General features: G+C 71.7%; 15 protein-coding genes. 8 read left to right on the top strand and 7 right to left on the bottom strand.

Translation table 11 applies throughout. The annotated features are described in order from the left end of the window. The first annotated feature begins 189 nt into the window (after positions 1-189). Positions 190-897, top strand: coding sequence for a hypothetical protein (locus tag LY13_RS00835; protein WP_253826168.1), 708 nt, complete (start codon positions 190-192; stop codon positions 895-897). A gap of 63 nt (positions 898-960) precedes the next feature. On the opposite strand, the gene LY13_RS00830 is transcribed toward LY13_RS00835, so the two are convergent. Genes LY13_RS00830 through LY13_RS00815 form a run of 4 tightly spaced genes read right to left on the bottom strand, consistent with a single transcriptional unit; the run spans position 961 to position 5,647 of the window. Further along, a complete protein-coding gene (locus tag LY13_RS00830) occupies positions 961-3,006 on the bottom strand; it encodes a M3 family metallopeptidase (protein WP_253826167.1) in 2,046 nt (681 codons plus the stop codon). Then, on the bottom strand, positions 3,003-3,728 hold the full coding sequence (locus LY13_RS00825) for a histidine phosphatase family protein (RefSeq protein ID WP_253826166.1): 726 nt from the start codon (positions 3,726-3,728) through the stop codon (positions 3,003-3,005). Before LY13_RS00825 ends, LY13_RS00830 begins: the two co-directional genes overlap by 4 nt. A gap of 33 nt (positions 3,729-3,761) precedes the next feature. After that, positions 3,762-4,601 (bottom strand): undecaprenyl-diphosphate phosphatase, encoded by an 840-nt coding sequence (locus LY13_RS00820; RefSeq protein ID WP_253826165.1) that lies wholly within the window; start codon positions 4,599-4,601, stop codon positions 3,762-3,764. Further along, positions 4,601-5,647, bottom strand: coding sequence for an LLM class F420-dependent oxidoreductase (locus tag LY13_RS00815; RefSeq protein ID WP_253826164.1), 1,047 nt, complete (start codon positions 5,645-5,647; stop codon positions 4,601-4,603). The genes LY13_RS00820 and LY13_RS00815 overlap by 1 nt, the downstream gene beginning before the upstream one ends. An 86-nt stretch (positions 5,648-5,733) precedes the next feature. Between LY13_RS00815 and LY13_RS00810 the strand changes: the two genes are divergently transcribed. From LY13_RS00810 to LY13_RS00800, 3 genes are read left to right on the top strand one after another with little or no spacing between them, the layout of a single operon-like run. Continuing rightward, positions 5,734-6,729, top strand: a complete 996-nt coding sequence (locus tag LY13_RS00810) for an aldo/keto reductase (protein WP_253826163.1) — start codon at positions 5,734-5,736, stop codon at positions 6,727-6,729. Continuing rightward, positions 6,726-7,805: an NHL repeat-containing protein gene (locus LY13_RS00805; protein ID WP_253826162.1), complete on the top strand. Its 1,080-nt coding sequence runs from the start codon at positions 6,726-6,728 to the stop codon at positions 7,803-7,805. Before LY13_RS00810 ends, LY13_RS00805 begins: the two co-directional genes overlap by 4 nt. Continuing rightward, complete coding sequence (locus tag LY13_RS00800; RefSeq protein ID WP_253826161.1) at positions 7,802-8,029, top strand: DUF5703 family protein; 228 nt, start codon at positions 7,802-7,804, stop codon at positions 8,027-8,029. Before LY13_RS00805 ends, LY13_RS00800 begins: the two co-directional genes overlap by 4 nt. 10 nt (positions 8,030-8,039) lie before the next feature. Here the strand turns inward: LY13_RS00800 and LY13_RS00795 are convergent, their stop codons facing one another. Then, positions 8,040-8,792 carry an enoyl-CoA hydratase gene (locus LY13_RS00795; RefSeq protein ID WP_253826160.1) on the bottom strand — a complete coding sequence of 251 codons (753 nt, stop codon included), beginning with the start codon at positions 8,790-8,792 and terminating at the stop codon, positions 8,040-8,042. Between the two features lie 67 nt (positions 8,793-8,859). Further along, positions 8,860-10,044, bottom strand: coding sequence for a hypothetical protein (locus LY13_RS00790; protein ID WP_253826159.1), 1,185 nt, complete (start codon positions 10,042-10,044; stop codon positions 8,860-8,862). Between the two features lie 128 nt (positions 10,045-10,172). Between LY13_RS00790 and cysC the strand changes: the two genes are divergently transcribed. The 3 genes from cysC (at position 10,173) to LY13_RS00775 (ending at position 12,915) form a co-directional block, all read left to right on the top strand. After that, the gene (gene cysC, locus LY13_RS00785; protein WP_253826158.1) at positions 10,173-10,784 is read left to right on the top strand and encodes an adenylyl-sulfate kinase; all 612 of its coding nucleotides are present in this window, start codon (positions 10,173-10,175) and stop codon (positions 10,782-10,784) included. 176 nt (positions 10,785-10,960) lie between these two features. Beyond that, positions 10,961-11,749, top strand: a complete 789-nt coding sequence (locus LY13_RS00780) for a crotonase/enoyl-CoA hydratase family protein (protein WP_253826157.1) — start codon at positions 10,961-10,963, stop codon at positions 11,747-11,749. A 20-nt stretch (positions 11,750-11,769) separates the two neighbouring features. After that, on the top strand, positions 11,770-12,915 hold the full coding sequence (locus LY13_RS00775) for a carboxylate-amine ligase (protein ID WP_253826156.1): 1,146 nt from the start codon (positions 11,770-11,772) through the stop codon (positions 12,913-12,915). A 54-nt stretch (positions 12,916-12,969) separates the two neighbouring features. Here the strand turns inward: LY13_RS00775 and LY13_RS00770 are convergent, their stop codons facing one another. Continuing rightward, positions 12,970-14,562, bottom strand: coding sequence for a phytoene desaturase family protein (locus LY13_RS00770; protein ID WP_253826155.1), 1,593 nt, complete (start codon positions 14,560-14,562; stop codon positions 12,970-12,972). A 246-nt stretch (positions 14,563-14,808) separates the two neighbouring features. On the opposite strand from LY13_RS00770, the gene LY13_RS00765 reads away from it, so the two are divergent. After that, entirely contained in the window at positions 14,809-15,786 is a 978-nt protein-coding gene (locus tag LY13_RS00765; RefSeq protein ID WP_253826154.1) for a bile acid:sodium symporter family protein, read from the top strand. Positions 15,787-15,886 lie beyond the last annotated feature (100 nt).

The raw sequence follows: 15,886 nt of genomic DNA, 5'->3' as shown, positions 1-15,886 counted from the left end.
TTCCGGCGGCCCCTCGTCGTGGTCGGTACCCGCGTCGTGGTCGGGGCCCGCTGCCTCGCCGGCACGGGACACCGCGACTCGCTCACGCGGTCCGACACACCGCGGTGATCACGCAACGTGCGCGCGGTCACGTTTCGGTGTGCCGGGAACGCCGGACATGCCGGATGCGTCGTTTCTTCAGACGCTGCCATGGCGGCAGCACTGACGACGCAGAGTGAGGTAACCGTGCGCAACGGACGTATCGCCGCATCGGCGGCAGTTGTCGCGACCATCGGCCTGGCCCTGTCGGCCTGCGGCGGCGAGGAAGAGGGCGCCGCCGAGCCGCAGGAGCAGGACTCCACGGCGACGAGCAGCGCAGCGCCCGCCGAATCGTCGGAAGCACCGGACGACGACGGTGGCGACGGTGGCGACGTGAGCGCCCTGCCGATCGACGACGACGTCACCGCCCCCGGCACGGAGCTGAAAGTCGGCGAGCGTGCCGTCGTGCCGTTCGAGTACACCGACGACACGAAGGGCACCATCGCCATCACGGTGACCGGTATCGAGAAGGGCTCGGCCTCCGACCTGCCGAAGAAGAGCGACGGATCGTCGGTCGACTCACGCATCACGCCCCACTACATCAGCTTCACGGTCGAGAACGTCGGCGGCGACGACCTGAAGTACTCGAGGGTCGACCTCGACGGCCGGCTCGCGGGCGGCGACTCGACCGGAGCCATGCTCACCGTGATCGGCGGTGTGGACCAGTGCGAGAGCGAGTCCGCGCCGTCGGAGTTCAACGAGCAGGGTGCCTCGTACGAGAGCTGCACCATCGAGGGTTCGGCCCGCGGCGACGTGACGGAAGCCCACTTCACCGACGCCCCCGACTACGAGGACAACCCGGTCGTCTGGACCAAGTGAGGCCGGACCGCAGCCGCGGCACCGGCCCGGACACCCGCCGTGTCCGGGCCGGTCGACGGCTCGTCACGCAGCGGTGAGCCCGCGGCGTTCGAGCAACGGCTGCAGCTGCGGGTCACGGCCGCGGAAGGCGCGGAACGCCTCCATCACGTCCACGCTGCCGCCCTTGGCGAGCAGCTCCGCACGGAAGCGGTCGCCGTTCTCCCGCGCCAGTCCTCCGTTCTCCCGGAACCACTCCACCGACTCGGCGTCCAGGACCTCGGACCAGATGTACGAGTAGTACCCGGCCGCGTAGGCATTGCTGAACACGTGCGCGAAGTAGGTGCTGCGGTACCGCGGCGGGACCGTCGCGAGCGCGACACCGGCCTTCTGCAGCGCCTCGGCCTCGAACCGGTCGACGTCGTCCACCTCGGCGTCCGGCCCGATGGTGTGCCACGCGAGGTCCAGCAACGACGCCGCGAGATACTCCGTGGTGCGGAAACCCTCGCCGTAGCGGCTCGCCTCCTCCAGCTTCGCCGCCGTCTCCTGCGGCAACGGCTCGCCGGTGCGATGGTGCCGCGCGTAGTTGGCGAGCACCTCCGGCCACAGCGCCCACATCTCGTTGACCTGCGACGGGAACTCGACGAAGTCGCGCGGCACGTTCGTGCCCTCCAGCGACTGGTACTCCACATCGGACACCAACCCGTGCAGGGCGTGCCCGAACTCGTGGAACAGCGTGGTCACCTCGTCGTAGGTGAGCAGCGCGGGCTCGCCGTCGGCGGGCTTGGTGATGTTCAGGTTGTTCACCACCACCGGACGCTGCCCCAGCAGGCGCGACTGCTCGACGAGGTTGTTCATCCACGCCCCGCCCCGCTTGGCGTCGCGTGTGAAGAAGTCACCCAGGTACAGCCCGAGCGGGCCGCCGTCGGCGTCGAACACCTCCCACACCCGCACATCGGGGTGGTAGCCGGCCAGGTCCGACCGTTCGGCGAACGTGAGCCCGTACAGCTTGCCCGCCGCATGGAACACGCCGTCGACGAGCACCCGCTCCAGCTCGAAGTAGGGCCGCAACGCGGCGTCGTCGATGTCGAACCTGCGCTTGCGGACCCGCTCGGCGTAGTAGGCCCAGTCCCACGGCTGCAGCTCGCCCTCGACGCCGTCGGCGGCCAGGTCCTCCTGCAGTTCGGCGGCCTCGGCGTTCGCGTTGGCGACGGCGGCGGGCGCCAACCGTTCCAGCATGGACACCGCGGCCTCGGCCGACCCGGCGGTCTGGTCCTCGATGGCGTACGCGGCGTGATTCGGGTACCCGAGCACCGCGGCACGTTCGGCCCGCAACCGGGCGATCGTGGCCAGGATCTCCTTGTTGTCGTGTTCGTTACCCCGTCCCCCGCGCGAGACCGACGCGGTGAACACGCGCTTGCGCAGGTCGCGGTTCTCCAACGACGCCAGCACCGGCTGGGCGGACGGCAGCCCGAGCGTGAGCAGGTACTTGCCGTCCTCGCCGCGCGCGGTGGCCGCTTCGGCGGCCGCGGTGACCGCGTCGTCGGACAGCCCCGCCAGCTCGTCGCGTGTGGACACCAGCACGGCCAGCTCGTTGGTGTCGGCGAGGAGGTTGTCCTGGAACCGGGTCTCGAGCCGGGACAGCTCCTCGTTGAGTTCCCGCAGCCGGGCCTGCTTGTCCTCGGGCAGGCCCGCGCCGGCACGGGTGAATGCGACGTGGGTGCGGTGCAGCAGCCAGTCCTGTTCGGGCGTGAGGTCGAGCTCGTCCCGCCGGGCGTGCACCGCGTCGACACGGGCGAACAGCGCCGCGTCGAGATGGACCGCGTCCGAGTGCGCCGCCAGCCGCGGAGCGATCTCGGTCTGCACCGCCCGGCGCGCGTCGTTGGCATCCGCAGCGGTCAGGTTGAACAGTATCTGCGACACCCGGTGCAGCAGCTGCCCCGAACACTCGAGCGCGACGATCGTGTTCTCGAACGACGGCGGTTCCGGATCGTCCACGATCGCCGCGATCTCCGCCCGGTGCTCGGCCAGCGCCGTCTCGAAGGCGGGCAGGAAATGCTCGTCGGAGATGCGGTCGAACAGCGGCAGCCCGTACGGCAGGTCGCTCGGCGCCAGCAGCGGGTTGTCGGTCACGCGTTGTCCTTTCGTCCAGTGGTCCCACCGGGAACGGCGTCGGAGGAGTCGGCGCCCTTCCGGCGCCTGCGGCCACGCTTGGCGGGTTTCGGGGGCACGACTCCGGACAGGTCCCCCGCGTTGTCGTTGATGCGCAGCACGAACGGCCGCGTCTCGCTGTAGCGCACGACCGACAGCGAACCCGGGTCGACGACGATGCGCTGGAAACCGTCGAGATGCTGGCCGAGCGCGTCGGCGAGGATCGCCTTGATCACGTCGCCGTGGCTGCACAGCGCCCACACGACGTGCTCACCGTGTTCGGCGGTGAGCCGCGCGTCGTGCTCCCGCACGGCCGCAACCGCCCGCGCCTGCACCCCCGCGAGTCCCTCCCCACCGGGGAACACCGCAGCCGACGGATGCGCCTGCACGACCCGCCACAGCGGCTCCTTCGCGAGGGTCTTCAGCTCCCGGCCGGTCCAGTCGCCGTAGTCCACTTCGGATAACCGTGACTCGGTCACCCGCGTGAGCCCGCGCGCCTTGGCGAGCGGCTCGAGCGTCTGCTTGCACCGCAGCAGCGGCGACGACACGAGCGCGGCCAACGGCACGTCGGCGAGGCGATCCACCAACCGTTGCGCCTGCCCGCGCCCAGTGTCGTCCAGGCCGACCTTCGGCATACGTCCGGCGAGCACACCCGAGCCGTTCGCCGTCGACCGGCCGTGCCGCAGCAGAATGACGGTTCCCACGCCCGTCACCCTACGCCGACACCCGCGTGTCGATCAGCTCTCCACCGGTCCGGCGTTCGGGTCGAGGACACCGGTGAACACCAGCACGTACAGCAGCAGGCCCAGCGCCACCCGGTAGATCACGAACGGCAGGAACGAGTGCCGCTTGATGTACGACATCAGCCACGCGACGACCGCGTAACCGACGGCGAACGCCACGACCGTCGCCAGGATCGTCGGACCCCACGCCGGTCCCTCGCCGTCACCGATGTCGGCGAGCTTGTAGAAACCGGACGCCAGCACCGCGGGCACCGCGAGCAGGAACGAGTACTCCGCGGCCGCCGACCGGCTGTAGCCCATCAGGCGGCCACCGGTGATCGTGCCGCCCGACCGCGACACGCCGGGCACCAGCGCGAGCGCCTGGAAGAACCCGTACGTCAGACCGTGCTTGACGGTCAGCTGGTCCAGATCGCGGTCCTGCCTGCCCATCCGGTCGGCCAGCAGCAGGAAGATGCCGAACACGATCAGCGTCGTGGCGATGAGCCGCAGGTCACGGAACACGTGCTCGATCTGTTCCTGGAACAGCAATCCCAGCACACCGATCGGGATCGACCCGACGATGATCAGCCAGCCCATGCGGGCGTCCGGGTCACGCCGGTACTCGGGCCGGTAGATCGAGAAGAACCAGTTCTTCAGAATGCTGATGATCTTCTTCCCGAAGAACAGCAGGACCGCCAGTTCGGTGCCGATCTGTGTGACCGCGGTGAACGCCGCACCCGGGTCGCCCCAGCCCGCGAACGCCGCCGTCACGCGCAGGTGCGCGCTCGACGAGATCGGCAGGAACTCCGTCAACCCCTGGACGATGCCCAGGACGAGAGCCTCGAACCACCCCATCAGCCGGCCACCCCCGCCAACTCGAGCGCGTCGACGGCCGTGCGCAGTGCGTCGAAGCCCTGCTCGGGCGCCACGAACGGCGACAGGCTCACCGTCGTCGCACCGGCCTCCGCGAACGCCGCCAGCCGCTCGGCGATCCGCTCCTTCGGCCCCAGCAGCGACGTCGCGTCGAGGAACTCAGCAGGCACCGCGGCCATCGCCCCCGCGTGATCCTTCGCGAGGAACTTCTCCTGCACCTCGGCGGCCTCGGCCTCGAAGCCCATCCGCACCGCGAGCCGGTTGTAGAAGTTCTTGTCCTTGCTGCCCATGCCGCCGAGGTACAGCGCCGCGTACGCCCGCACCGAGTCGGCGCACTCCCGCCAGTCGTCACCCGGCACGAGCGGCACGGTCGGCGCGATGTCGAACGACGACAGGTCTCGACCCGACTTCTCCGCACCGGTGCGCAACTGCGCCAGCTGGTCGCCCGCGTGTTCGGGCGAGAAGAACACCGGGAGCCAGCCGTCGGCGAGCTCACCGGTCAGCTCGACGTTCTTCGGGCCGATCGCGGCGAGGTACATCGGGATGTGCTCACGCACCGGGTGCACGGTCAGCCGCAGCGCCTTGCCGGGACCGTCCGGCAGCGGAAGCCGGAAGTGCTCACCCTCGTACGAGACCTTCTCGCGGCGCAGCGCAGCCCGCACGATGTCCATGTACTCGCGCGTGCGGCCCAGCGGCGACGTGAACCGGACACCGTGCCAGCCCTCCGACACCTGCGGGCCGGATACCCCGAGTCCCAGGCGGAACCGGCCGCCCGACAGCGAGTCGAGCGTCGCCGCCGTCATCGCCGTCGTGGCCGGCGTCCGCGCGGGGATCTGCAGCACCGCACTCCCGACGTCGATGTTCGACGTCTGCGCGGCGATCCACGACAGCACCGTCGGCGCATCCGAGCCGTACGCCTCCGCCGCCCACACGACGGAGAAGCCGAGCTCGTCGGCATGTTTGGCCAAGGTCAAGTTGCTCGCGTCGTTCCCGGCGCCCCAGTAGCCGAGATTCAATCCCAGTCGCACGGGCAGCGACACTATCGGTGGCGGGACATGCCGCCGATGGTGCCTTGGTCAATCTCCCGGACGGGTGATGACTACGCTGGGCAGTCATGGAATGTCGCCCGCTCGGCGCTTCGGGCGCGCAGGTGTCCCGCATGGGCCTCGGCACGTTGTCATGGGGCACCGGCACCGACACCGAAGAAGCCGCCAACCAGCTCGTGGCCTTCGTCGACGCGGGAGGCACGCTCGTCGACACGGCCGACGTCTACGGTGACGGCGAGAGCGAACGGATCCTCGGCTCCCTGCTGGCCGACCTCGTCCCCCGGGAAGACATCGTGCTCGCCACGAAGGCCGCGGCCCGCCGCGAGGCCGGCCCCTTCGGCGGTGGCGCGTCCCGCGGGTCGCTGCTGGCCGCGCTCGACGGCTCGCTGCGGCGCCTCGGCGTCGACCACATCGACCTGTGGCAGGTGCACGCCTGGGACCCGGCCGTGCCGATCGAGGAGACCCTCTCCGCGCTCGACCACGCCGTCACCAGCGGCAAGGTCCGCTACGTCGGCGTCTCCAACTACGCCGGATGGCAACTGGCCACCGCGGCGTGCGGCATGCGCACCACCCGGATCGTCTCCACCCAGAGCGAGTACTCGCTGCTCGAACGCACCCCGGAACGGGAGATCGTGCCCGCGGCGGGCCATCACGATATCGGCCTGCTGCCGTGGGCACCCCTCGGACGCGGCGTGCTGACGGGCAAGTACCGCTCGGGCACCCCCGCCGACTCCCGCGGCGCCGACCCGGCCTACGGCGGCTACGTCGACCACCACCGCACCGACCGGGCGAGCCGCATCGTCGAGGCCGTCGCCACGGCGGCCGAGGGACTCGGCACCTCGCCCCTGGCCGTCGCCCTGGCCTGGGTCCGCGACCGGCCGGGCGTCGTCGCCCCCGTCGTCGGAGCCCGCGACGCCACCCAGCTCGCCGGCTCACTCGCCGCCGAGGAACTGACCCTGCCGGACGCCATCCGCGGCGCCCTCGACGACGTCAGCAAACCCGACGGCGGCACCGCTCCGACACGAACGGCCGACTCCACCGACCGCAACGAGGACTCCCCGTGACCGCGCCGTCCGCACTCCGCACGTCGTCATCCCGCTCGTCGTCATCCCGCACGTCCCGGCGCCGCGGACCGGTACGGACCCGCAGTCTGGCCGCCCTCGCGATCACGTCCGCACTGGTGCTGACCGGATGTTCCGACACGGGCGCAGGCGGCGACCAACTCCAGGTCGTCGAGAATCCCGAACGGGCGAGCGCCGCACCGTCACCCGCGACGACCGAGGACCCGGCAGGCCGGGTCGTCCCCGCAGGCGGCGACGTCACCGACCTGGCCGCCACGGACGGCACGCTCGCGGCCGCGCTCGCGGGCGAGGACGCCGTGCACCTCCACGACCTCGACGATCCCGGAGCCGCACCACGCACGGTGCGGTTGCCGGGCGAAGCCGGCAGCCTGCGCACCGTCGACGGCACGATCGTGGCCACCATGCCGGACGCGAAGGCCTTCGCCCGGATCGACGTCGCCACCGGCACGGCCGAGGTCGTCGAGGTCGACGGCGTTCCCACCGGCGTGGCCGCCGACGGCGACCGCACCCTCGTCGCGCTCCGCGACGCCAAGGCCGTCCAGGTCCTCGACGCCGACGACTCCCCCGTCCGCACCGTTCGCGACGACCTCTACAGCGCCGACGACGTCCTCGTCGCAGGCGGCGGCGCGGTCGTGCTCGACCAGCTCCGCACCGCCGTGTTCTCGCTGGACCTCGCCGACCACACGATCGGCGAGGGGCTGCGCGCGGGCCAGGGCGCAGCCGACGCCACGACCGACGAGTACGGCCGCGTACTCGTCACCGACGCCCGCAACGGCGCCCTGCTCGCCTTCGACACCGACCCCCTGCTGCTGCGCCAGCGACAGCCCGTGCCCGGCGGGGCCTACGGCGTCGCCTACGACGCGAAACGCCACGTCGCGTGGGTCACGCTCACCGAACGCAACGAGGTCGTCGGCTACGACGTACGCGGCGGACAACCGGAGGAAAAGTTCCGGCTACCCACCGTTCGCCAGCCCGATTCCGTTACCGTCGATGAGCAGACGTCGCAGGTCGTCATCGGTTCGGCAGCCGAGGAAGGTATCCAGGTGATCACGCCATGACGAGTGCGGAAGCGGTGGTCGACGACGATTGGGAGTACCAGCGGGTCCAGCTCCCGCCCGGTGTCTCCCGCGTGACCGCATCCGTGCAGCTGGCCATCCAGGCCGAGTTCACCGGCTGGGAACTGTCCAACGTGCGGCTCTACTCCGACGGCACCCGCAAGGTGTGGCTGCGCCGTCGCCGCCGCACCCGGGACCTGCTGGCCACGCAGGGCGTCGTGGCCTGACGCCGGCGCGTCACTTCCGGAACCGCTCCACGACCTCGCGGATCTTCGGCCCCGTCGCACTGGAGGCCTGGGCCCACGCCTCGAACTCGAGCGTGGCGTCGAAGTCGCCGCTCGCGGCGATACCGACCGCCGTCTTGATGTCCCGCGTCAACGCCGGATCGTGCCCGGCCCACCGGTCCGCCAGTTCGTGGGCCCTGCCGAGCGGCTCCTCGGCCAGCTCCAACGCCAGACCCTGCTCGACGGCCGCGCGGCCGTCCAACGATCCGCCGTCCAGCAACAGCGCCATCGCCCGTTGCGGCCCGAGCGCGTCGACGAGGAACCACGTGCACCCGCCGCCCGGGTGGAGCCCGATCCGCGAGAACGTCGCAGCGAACGACGCGTGCGGCCCGGCGATGCGGATGTCGCACGCCATGGCGAGGTTCAGACCGGCGCCCACGGCGGCGCCCTGCACGGCCGCGACCGTCGGGATCTCCAACCGCCGCAGCCGCAGGAAACTGTCGTACACCGAGTGCAGATGCCTGCGCAGCTCGCCGACCGCCCGTTCCGAGGCGTCCCCGAACAGCGCGGGCAGATCCGCACCCGCGCAGAAGGCCTTCCCCTGTCCCACCACGACGAGCGTGCGCACGTCCTCGGCGGCCGCGACCGTGTCGATCGCCTCGCCGAGTTCGCGGCACGTCACGTCGTCGAGACAGTTGCGCCGGTCGGGGTCGGTCAGGGTGAGGGTCCACCGGCCGTCGGCCCCGGTGAGTTCCACTCGGCTCATCGCGTACTCCATCCCGCCCACCGGCACCCGCCGCGGGCCGTCGGGGTGTCGGGGTGTCGCACCCAGGTCAGCGCCCGAGCTTGGCGCGCGCACGCCAGTACGCCCGGCGGGCCGCCATGACCTGGGGATACTGATCCGACATCCGCATCACGAACTGCCGCAGCCGCAGCGCCTTGGCCTGCTGCGGCGGCTTGCGCTTCATCATGCGACGCGACCCGGCCGGGTGACGGAGCAGATCCGTGACCGACTCCATCGCGATCTCGCCGATCTCCGCCTCGCCGGGCGTCAGGTCGTCGGCGGTGGCGGGCTCGTCACCGCGGGGTGCGGCGGGCCGCAGGTCCTCCAGGTCACCGACGACGTGGTACCCGGCCTCACGGACCTGCTCGATGTAGCGCTCCGCGGTTTCCCGCACCCAGTCCTGGTCCTGCTTCGGCAGCGGGATGCTGCCGCGGCCGCTGCGCCCGCTGAGGGTGTGTGCGGCGAAGTCGTCCTTGACCCTGCGGGCGTACTGGAGCCACGGGAAGCGGTCCGGAAGCGACGCGTTGATCCGGCGGAGGAACTCCGTCTCCGGGTAGCCGAGGGAGAAGTTACCGTAGTGCGGAATGTCCGTCTCGTAGGCCGCAGGGTCCAGTCCGAGCAGCCCGGCGAACCGCTCCCACAGCACGTCGGGCCTGCCACCACGGGGCGGCACCGTCACCACGTGCACGCGGTCGGCGGGGACCCCGGCGCTCCACGTCTCGAGCACCCGCGGCAGGTCCTGGTAGTCCCAGAACAACCTCGCGGTGTCGTCGAGCTCGCCGCTGCGCAGCGAGGCGAGCAGGTCGGGGTAGGACGTGCTCTGCCGGGTCTTCACGTTCTCCTGCCACACCGACGGGATCTGCCGTGCCAGGTCGCGCACCGTGCACACGATGTGCACCTCGGCGAACGACAGCGAGGAGACGACCTGTTCGGCCTCCTCAGGACTCGCGGGCGCCAGCAGCTCCGAGGAGATCAGCGTCGCACCGTCGAACGCCCTGGCCTGCTCCACCAGCCAGTTCCACGATCCGGGCGTGCGCTTCTCCTTCCAGCCGCCGTAACGACCGGGGTGCACGTCGGCGACGGCCCGATGATGCGCGCCGAGGTCGTACCCGGGGAACGACACGCCGGCTGAGGTGAGGGCGTCCTGGTTGTGCCACAGCAGTTCCTGCAGCGATGTCGTTCCTGTCTTGGGTAGCCCGATGTGCAGGTACACACGCTGTGTTGCGGGGGTCATGGCCCCGGGAGCGTACTCGCTCACATCGGATGGTTTGCTGTGGCCTTCACGGCGAGTTTTCTTTCCGCACGGATGATGTTGTCTCGTGCACGCCACAGGTCGGTAACGGTTTCCTGGAGGAGCTTTTTATGACTGCGGACCGGTCCCTTCGCCTCACCCGCGGCGCGACCGTCTGGTTGACCGGGTTGTCCGGTGCGGGCAAGTCGACGGTGGCCGGCGCCGTCGCCACGCTCGTCGCGGGCGAAAGCACCGGCGCGGAGGTGGAGGTGCTCGACGGCGACGAGATCCGCCGCACGATCTCGAGCGACCTCGGCTTCAGCCGCGAGGACCGGGACAAGCAGGGCCAGCGTGTCGGATTCATCGCCGAGCTGCTGACGCGCCACCGCGTGCTGACCCTCGTGCCGGTCATCGCCCCGTACTCCGAGACGCGGGCTGCCGTGCGTGCGCACCACGCGGAGCGCGGTTCGGCGTTCTTCGAGGTCTACGTGAGCACCCCGCTGCAGGAGTGCGCCCGCCGGGACCCGAAGGGGCTGTACGCGCGCGCGGCCGCGGGTGAGGTCAAGGGCTTGACCGGCGTCGACGACGTCTACGAGGACCCCGAGACGCCCGACCTTCGGATCGACACCACCGAGGGCTCTCCGGAGACCGCCGCCGATCGGATCCTCGAGATGCTGCACGAGGCGGGTGTCGTCGAGTACGTCGACGACACCGCGAACTCGGAGAACCCCGTCGTGTCCTGAGCTTTTTCGGGCGGCGGCATTGGTGAGGTGAGGGACCGATGATCGATGCCAAACGCCTCGCTGTATAGGTTGTTATACACTCAACAGGGGTGTGGCACGCTGCCCGGTGATCACCGAGCGCCGTGTTCCCGAGGTTCCCGAGCGCCTTCCCCGAGTCGAGGAGGACCAGCACTTCCATGTCTCCCCGCGTCACCGTCGACCGCGACGGCCACGTACTGCTCATCGGCGTGAACCGTCCCGAAAAGCGCAACGCGTGGGACCGCCGCACCATCGAGGAGGTCGGCCTCGCCTACGACCGGCTCGCCGAGGACCCCGAGGCGCGCGTCGGGGTCCTGTACGGCCACGGGGACCACTTCAGCGCCGGACTCGACCTCGCCGACGTCTGGCCGGCGGTACAGGACGAAGGACCGGAGGCGTTGTCCGGCGGCGGGTCCTACGACCCCTTCGCCCTGTGGAAGCCGCCCGTCCCCAAGCCGGTCGTCCTGGCCGTCCAGGGCATCTCGTTCACCTTGTCGATCGAGCTGGCCCTCGCCTGCGACATCGTCGTCGGCGCCGACGACGTGCGCTTCCGGCAGCTGGAGATCGGCCGGGGTATCATCCCGTTCGGCGGCGCGACGGTACGCGCGACCACCCAGCTCGGCTGGGGCAACGCGATGCGGTTCCTGCTCACCGGCGAGGAGTTCGGCGCCGAGGAGGCCCACCGGATCGGCCTCCTCCAGGAGGTCGTCGCGCCCGGTGCCCAGCTGGAACGGGCCACGGAGATCGCGCGCCTCATCGGTGAACAGGCGCCGCTGGGGGTGCAGGGCACGTTGGCCAACGCCCGCGTCGCGCAACGACTCGAGAACGAACGCGCCGCCGCCGACCACCTGCGCGAACTACTGCCGGACATCCTCGCCAGTGAGGACGCCGCCGAAGGCCTGCAGAGTTTCGTCGAGCGCCGCCCTGCCCGGTTCACCGGGCGCTGATCGGAGAAGGGCCCCACCGAGTGTCCGCCCCACGCACCGTCGGGGTCGAAGAGGAGTTCCTGCTCGCCGACCCCGAGACCTGGCAGACCGTTCCCGCTGCCGACGACGTCCTCGCGCGCCTTCCGGAGTCGCCGACCGATCTCGGCGGCCCCGGGCTGACCGACGACGAGGTCCGCGACCCGGCCTGGCACGGCGAGCTCCGGGCCAGTCAGGTGGAGGCGGCGACCGGGGTCTGCACCACGGCCACCGCACTGCACCGGCAACTGATCACCGGCAGACGCGGGCTCGCCGAGGCGGCGCGGGCCGAAGGTCTCGCCCTCGTCGCCTCGGGCACGCCTGCGGTCCCGAGCCCGGCCGTCCCGCTCGGCGGCGACCCGCAGTACACCGAGCTCGACGGCCTCTACCGCGGTCTGATCGGCGACTACGAGGGCTGCGGATGTCACGTCCACGTCGGTGTGCCCGATCGCGAGGCCGCGGTCGTCGCCGTGAACGGCCTGCGCGCGTGGCTGCCGACACTGCTGGCGTTGTCGGCCAACTCGCCGTACGAGCGCGGGCACGACACCGGCTACGCCAGCTGGCGGACGATCCAGCACTCCCGGTTCCCCACCGCAGGCATCCCGCCCCGCTTCGACGATGTCGCCGAGCACGACGCCCTCGTCGACCGGCTCGTCACGGCGGGGGCGCTGGGAGCCCAGTACACGACGTTCTGGCTCGCCCGCCCCTCCCCCGTGCTGCCGACCGTCGAGATCCGCGTGGCCGACACCGCGACCACCCCCGACGAGGCGCTGCTGCAGGCCCTGCTGTGCCGAGCCCTCGTCGACACGGCCCTCGTCGGGTCCACGGATGCGGGCACGGCGCCCGGCGACCCGCTCGACGACCTGCTTCCCGCGGCCGTGTGGTCGGCGGCCCGGTACGGCCTCGGCGGGCGCGGCGTCGACCCGTGGACGGGACGGGCGCGCCCCGCCGTCGAGCTCGTCGACGAGCTGCTCGACCACGTACGTCCCGCGCTGGAGCGTTCCGGCGACGCCGACCTCGCCGACTCACTGGCCCGGCACGTGGTCACCGACGGGTCAGGGGCGCAGCGGCAGCGCCGCGCCGCCGCCCACGGCATCCGTCACGCCGTGCGCACGGTCGCCGACGAGACGATCCGTGACCTGCCCGAGTAAGTGAGGCCCTGCGCCGCTGCCCCGCCCCGGGTGACGCGGTGCCCGGATGACGTCTCAGGAGTACACCAGCCGGTGCAGCCCGCCGACCGCGGCGGCGTAGACACCCCCGCCCACACCGGCGCGCGCCAGCGCCGCCCGCGCCGCGTTGGCCCCCGGGCCACCGTGCACGGCTCCGCCGGGATGCGCCGACGCCCCCGCCAGGAACAGCCGATCCACCGGGGTGTCCGCCCGGCCGAGACCCGGCACGGGCCGGAACACCAGCTGCTGATGCATCGCCGCGCTCCCGCCTCCCACGGCACCGTCGACCAAGGCAGGGTTCGCCCGCTCCAGCTCGTGCGGACCCTGCACCAGCCTGCCGCGGACGCGCGCCCCGAACCCGGGCGCGTGCCGTTCGAGCAGCGCCTCCATCCGGTCGGTGAACCGGCGCAGCCGGTCGCCGTCCCAGTCCAGGCCGCGCGGCACGTGCGTGTAAGCCCACGCCGATTCGCAGCCGTCCGGGGCCCGCGACGGATCGGCCACCGCCATCTGACCGAGGACGAGCATCGGATCGCCGGGAACGGTGCCCAACTCGACGTCGAGGCCGTACCGGGCGAGGCCGGCGACGTCCCCACCGAGATGCACCGTGCCCGCGCGTGCCGCCTCGGGAGCGGCCCACGGGATCGGCCCGGACAACGTCCAGTTGACCTTGACCGTGGCGGCGTCCCAGTCGAACCGGCGGAGGTCGCCACGGAGGCGAGGGGGCAGGATCCGCTCGTCGAGCATGCGGCCGTACAGCAGCGGTGCGGGCACGGCCGCCAGCACCGCCCGCCGTGCCCGCACGGGGGTGTCGGCGAGCACCCCCATGGCACGACCGCCGGCCGTGAGGACCCTCGTCACGGGCCTGCCGCACTCGATGCGGCCACCCCGCGCCGTGAGTCGCCGCGTCAACGCCGCAGTCAAGGCGCCGGACCCGCCTTCCGGCACCGGGAACCCCACATCCTGCGCGAGCATCGACAACAACCAGCCGAACACCGCACTACCCGCCTGCGCCGGTCCCAGATCGGTGTGCAGCGCGTTCCCCGCGTGCACCGCCGGGGCGCCCGCACCGCGGAACCGCTCCCCCGCCCACGCCGTCACCGGCATCGCCACCATCCGCGCGAGCCGTGTGCCGTCCGCGGAGCCCGCCGCCCGCGCCAGCCGCCCGGCCGCGCGCAACGGCGGGAACGGGGACAGCAACGCGTCCAGCAACGGGTCGCGGATCCGCCGCCACAACGCAGCCTCCTCCTCCCAGGCCGCGCCGTCGCCCGGCGCGAACGCCTCGAACGACGCCGCCGTCTCCTCCGGGTCGCGGGACACGAGGGCGACCCGGTCGTCCGGCAGCACGTGCGCCAACGCCGCGGGCGCGTGACGCCAGCGCAGTCCGTACCGTTCCAGCCCGAGTCCGGCGAGCACGGGCGAGGCCGCCGCCATCGGGTAGAACGCACTGAACAGGTCGGTCACGAAGCCCGGTTCGACAGCCTCGGCGCTGCGCACGGCGCCGCCGGGAGTCGGCGTCGCCTCCAGGACGAGCACCTCCCAGCCCGCGTCGGCGAGCAGGTTGGCCGCGACCAGTCCGTTCGGGCCCGCCCCGACGACCACGGCATCGACCGTGTCGGTGGGAATCTGCACCTGCCCTGCATACCGCACCACGGCCCCGGTCCGCTGCGTGTCGTCACCACCGAGCCCTGTCACCACCGCTCGCAGTCATCACCGAGCGCAGTCATCACCGTTCCCGGTCACCACCGGCTCACGGCCTGCCGGATCGCGACGCACCTCGCAGTGGACGCGTGTCGCGCGACACCACCGTCACGTCCCTACTCCCGTGCGGCGGCACGGTCGCCTACAGTTCCTGCGGATCACGAGCAGGAGGCGATCATGGCGCAGCGACACGGTGTAGTGCGCAGGCTGGCGGAGGCGGCGAGCCGGTGGTTCGCGCTTCTCGTCGTACTCGGAGTGGCGATCGGGATGCTCGCTCCGGACCAGGCGTCGGCGCTCGTCGACCACGTACCGCTGCTGCTCGGCGTGATCATGTTCGGTATGGGCCTCACGCTGCGCGGGGCCGACTTCGCCCTCGTCGCACGGCGTCCGCTCGCCGTGCTGTTCGGTCTCATCGCGCAGTTCTTGATCATGCCGCTCACCGCGTGGGGAATCGGCCAGCTGTTCGGGCTGTCCGGCGCACTGCTCGTCGGCATGGTGCTGGTCGGCTCCGCGCCCGGCGGCACCGCCTCGAACGTCGTCGTCTACCTCGCCAAGGGCGACGTCGCGCTCTCCGTGACGCTGACATCGGTGTCCACGCTGTTGGCGCCGCTGCTCACCCCGTTGCTCGTGCTGCTGCTCGCCGGATCCGATCTGCCCGTAGGGTTCGGCGACCTGTTCGTGTCCATCGCGCAGGTCGTGCTGCTGCCGGTGGTGGCGGGCCTCGTCATCAGGGCGCTCGCCGACCGGTACGTCCAGCGCGTACTGCCGTACCTGCCGTTGGTGTCGGTTCTCGGCGTCGCGCTCGTCGTGACGGCGGTCGTCGGGGCCAACTCCGGCACGATCGCCGAGAGCGGAGCGCTGCTCATGCTCGCCGTCGTCGCCCACAACTCCGCGGGGCTGGCGCTCGGCTACGGGGCGGCGAGGCTGGCCGGGCTGGACGAATCGGCGCGGCGCGCGGTCAGCGTCGAAGTCGGCATGCAGAACTCGGGCCTCGCGTCGAGCCTCGCGACGACCCATTTCACCGCGGCTGCCGCCCTGCCCGGCGCGCTGTTCTCGGTGTGGCACAACCTGTCGGGTGCGCTGCTGGCGACCTTCTGGGCGCGGCGGCCCACGTCGACGCCGGCCTCGGCACCCGACGAGCACACCGGCGCCTGACCCACGGCCCACCGGTACTACCGCAGCCCGCCCCGCCATCCCGGTCCCGCCATCCCGGTCCCGCCATCCCGGTCCCGCCACGGCGAGGATCAGGCACCGT

This window comes from Prauserella aidingensis (genome assembly GCF_024171865.1).
Taxonomy (GTDB): Bacteria; Actinomycetota; Actinomycetes; order Mycobacteriales; family Pseudonocardiaceae; genus Prauserella; species Prauserella aidingensis.
Note: the sequence above shows the minus strand (reverse complement) of the source record. Positions and strands in the feature narration are given on the sequence as shown.

Coding starts and splice junctions, on each gene's coding strand:
- LY13_RS00835 (WP_253826168.1), top strand. CDS start 190: ATGGCGGCAGCACTGACGACGCAGAGTGAGGTAACCGTGCGCAACGGA.
- LY13_RS00820 (WP_253826165.1), bottom strand. CDS start 4,601: ATGGGGTGGTTCGAGGCTCTCGTCCTGGGCATCGTCCAGGGGTTGACG.
- LY13_RS00810 (WP_253826163.1), top strand. CDS start 5,734: ATGGAATGTCGCCCGCTCGGCGCTTCGGGCGCGCAGGTGTCCCGCATG.
- LY13_RS00800 (WP_253826161.1), top strand. CDS start 7,802: ATGACGAGTGCGGAAGCGGTGGTCGACGACGATTGGGAGTACCAGCGG.
- LY13_RS00795 (WP_253826160.1), bottom strand. CDS start 8,792: ATGAGCCGAGTGGAACTCACCGGGGCCGACGGCCGGTGGACCCTCACC.
- LY13_RS00790 (WP_253826159.1), bottom strand. CDS start 10,044: ATGACCCCCGCAACACAGCGTGTGTACCTGCACATCGGGCTACCCAAG.
- cysC (WP_253826158.1), top strand. CDS start 10,173: ATGACTGCGGACCGGTCCCTTCGCCTCACCCGCGGCGCGACCGTCTGG.
- LY13_RS00780 (WP_253826157.1), top strand. CDS start 10,961: ATGTCTCCCCGCGTCACCGTCGACCGCGACGGCCACGTACTGCTCATC.
- LY13_RS00765 (WP_253826154.1), top strand. CDS start 14,809: ATGGCGCAGCGACACGGTGTAGTGCGCAGGCTGGCGGAGGCGGCGAGC.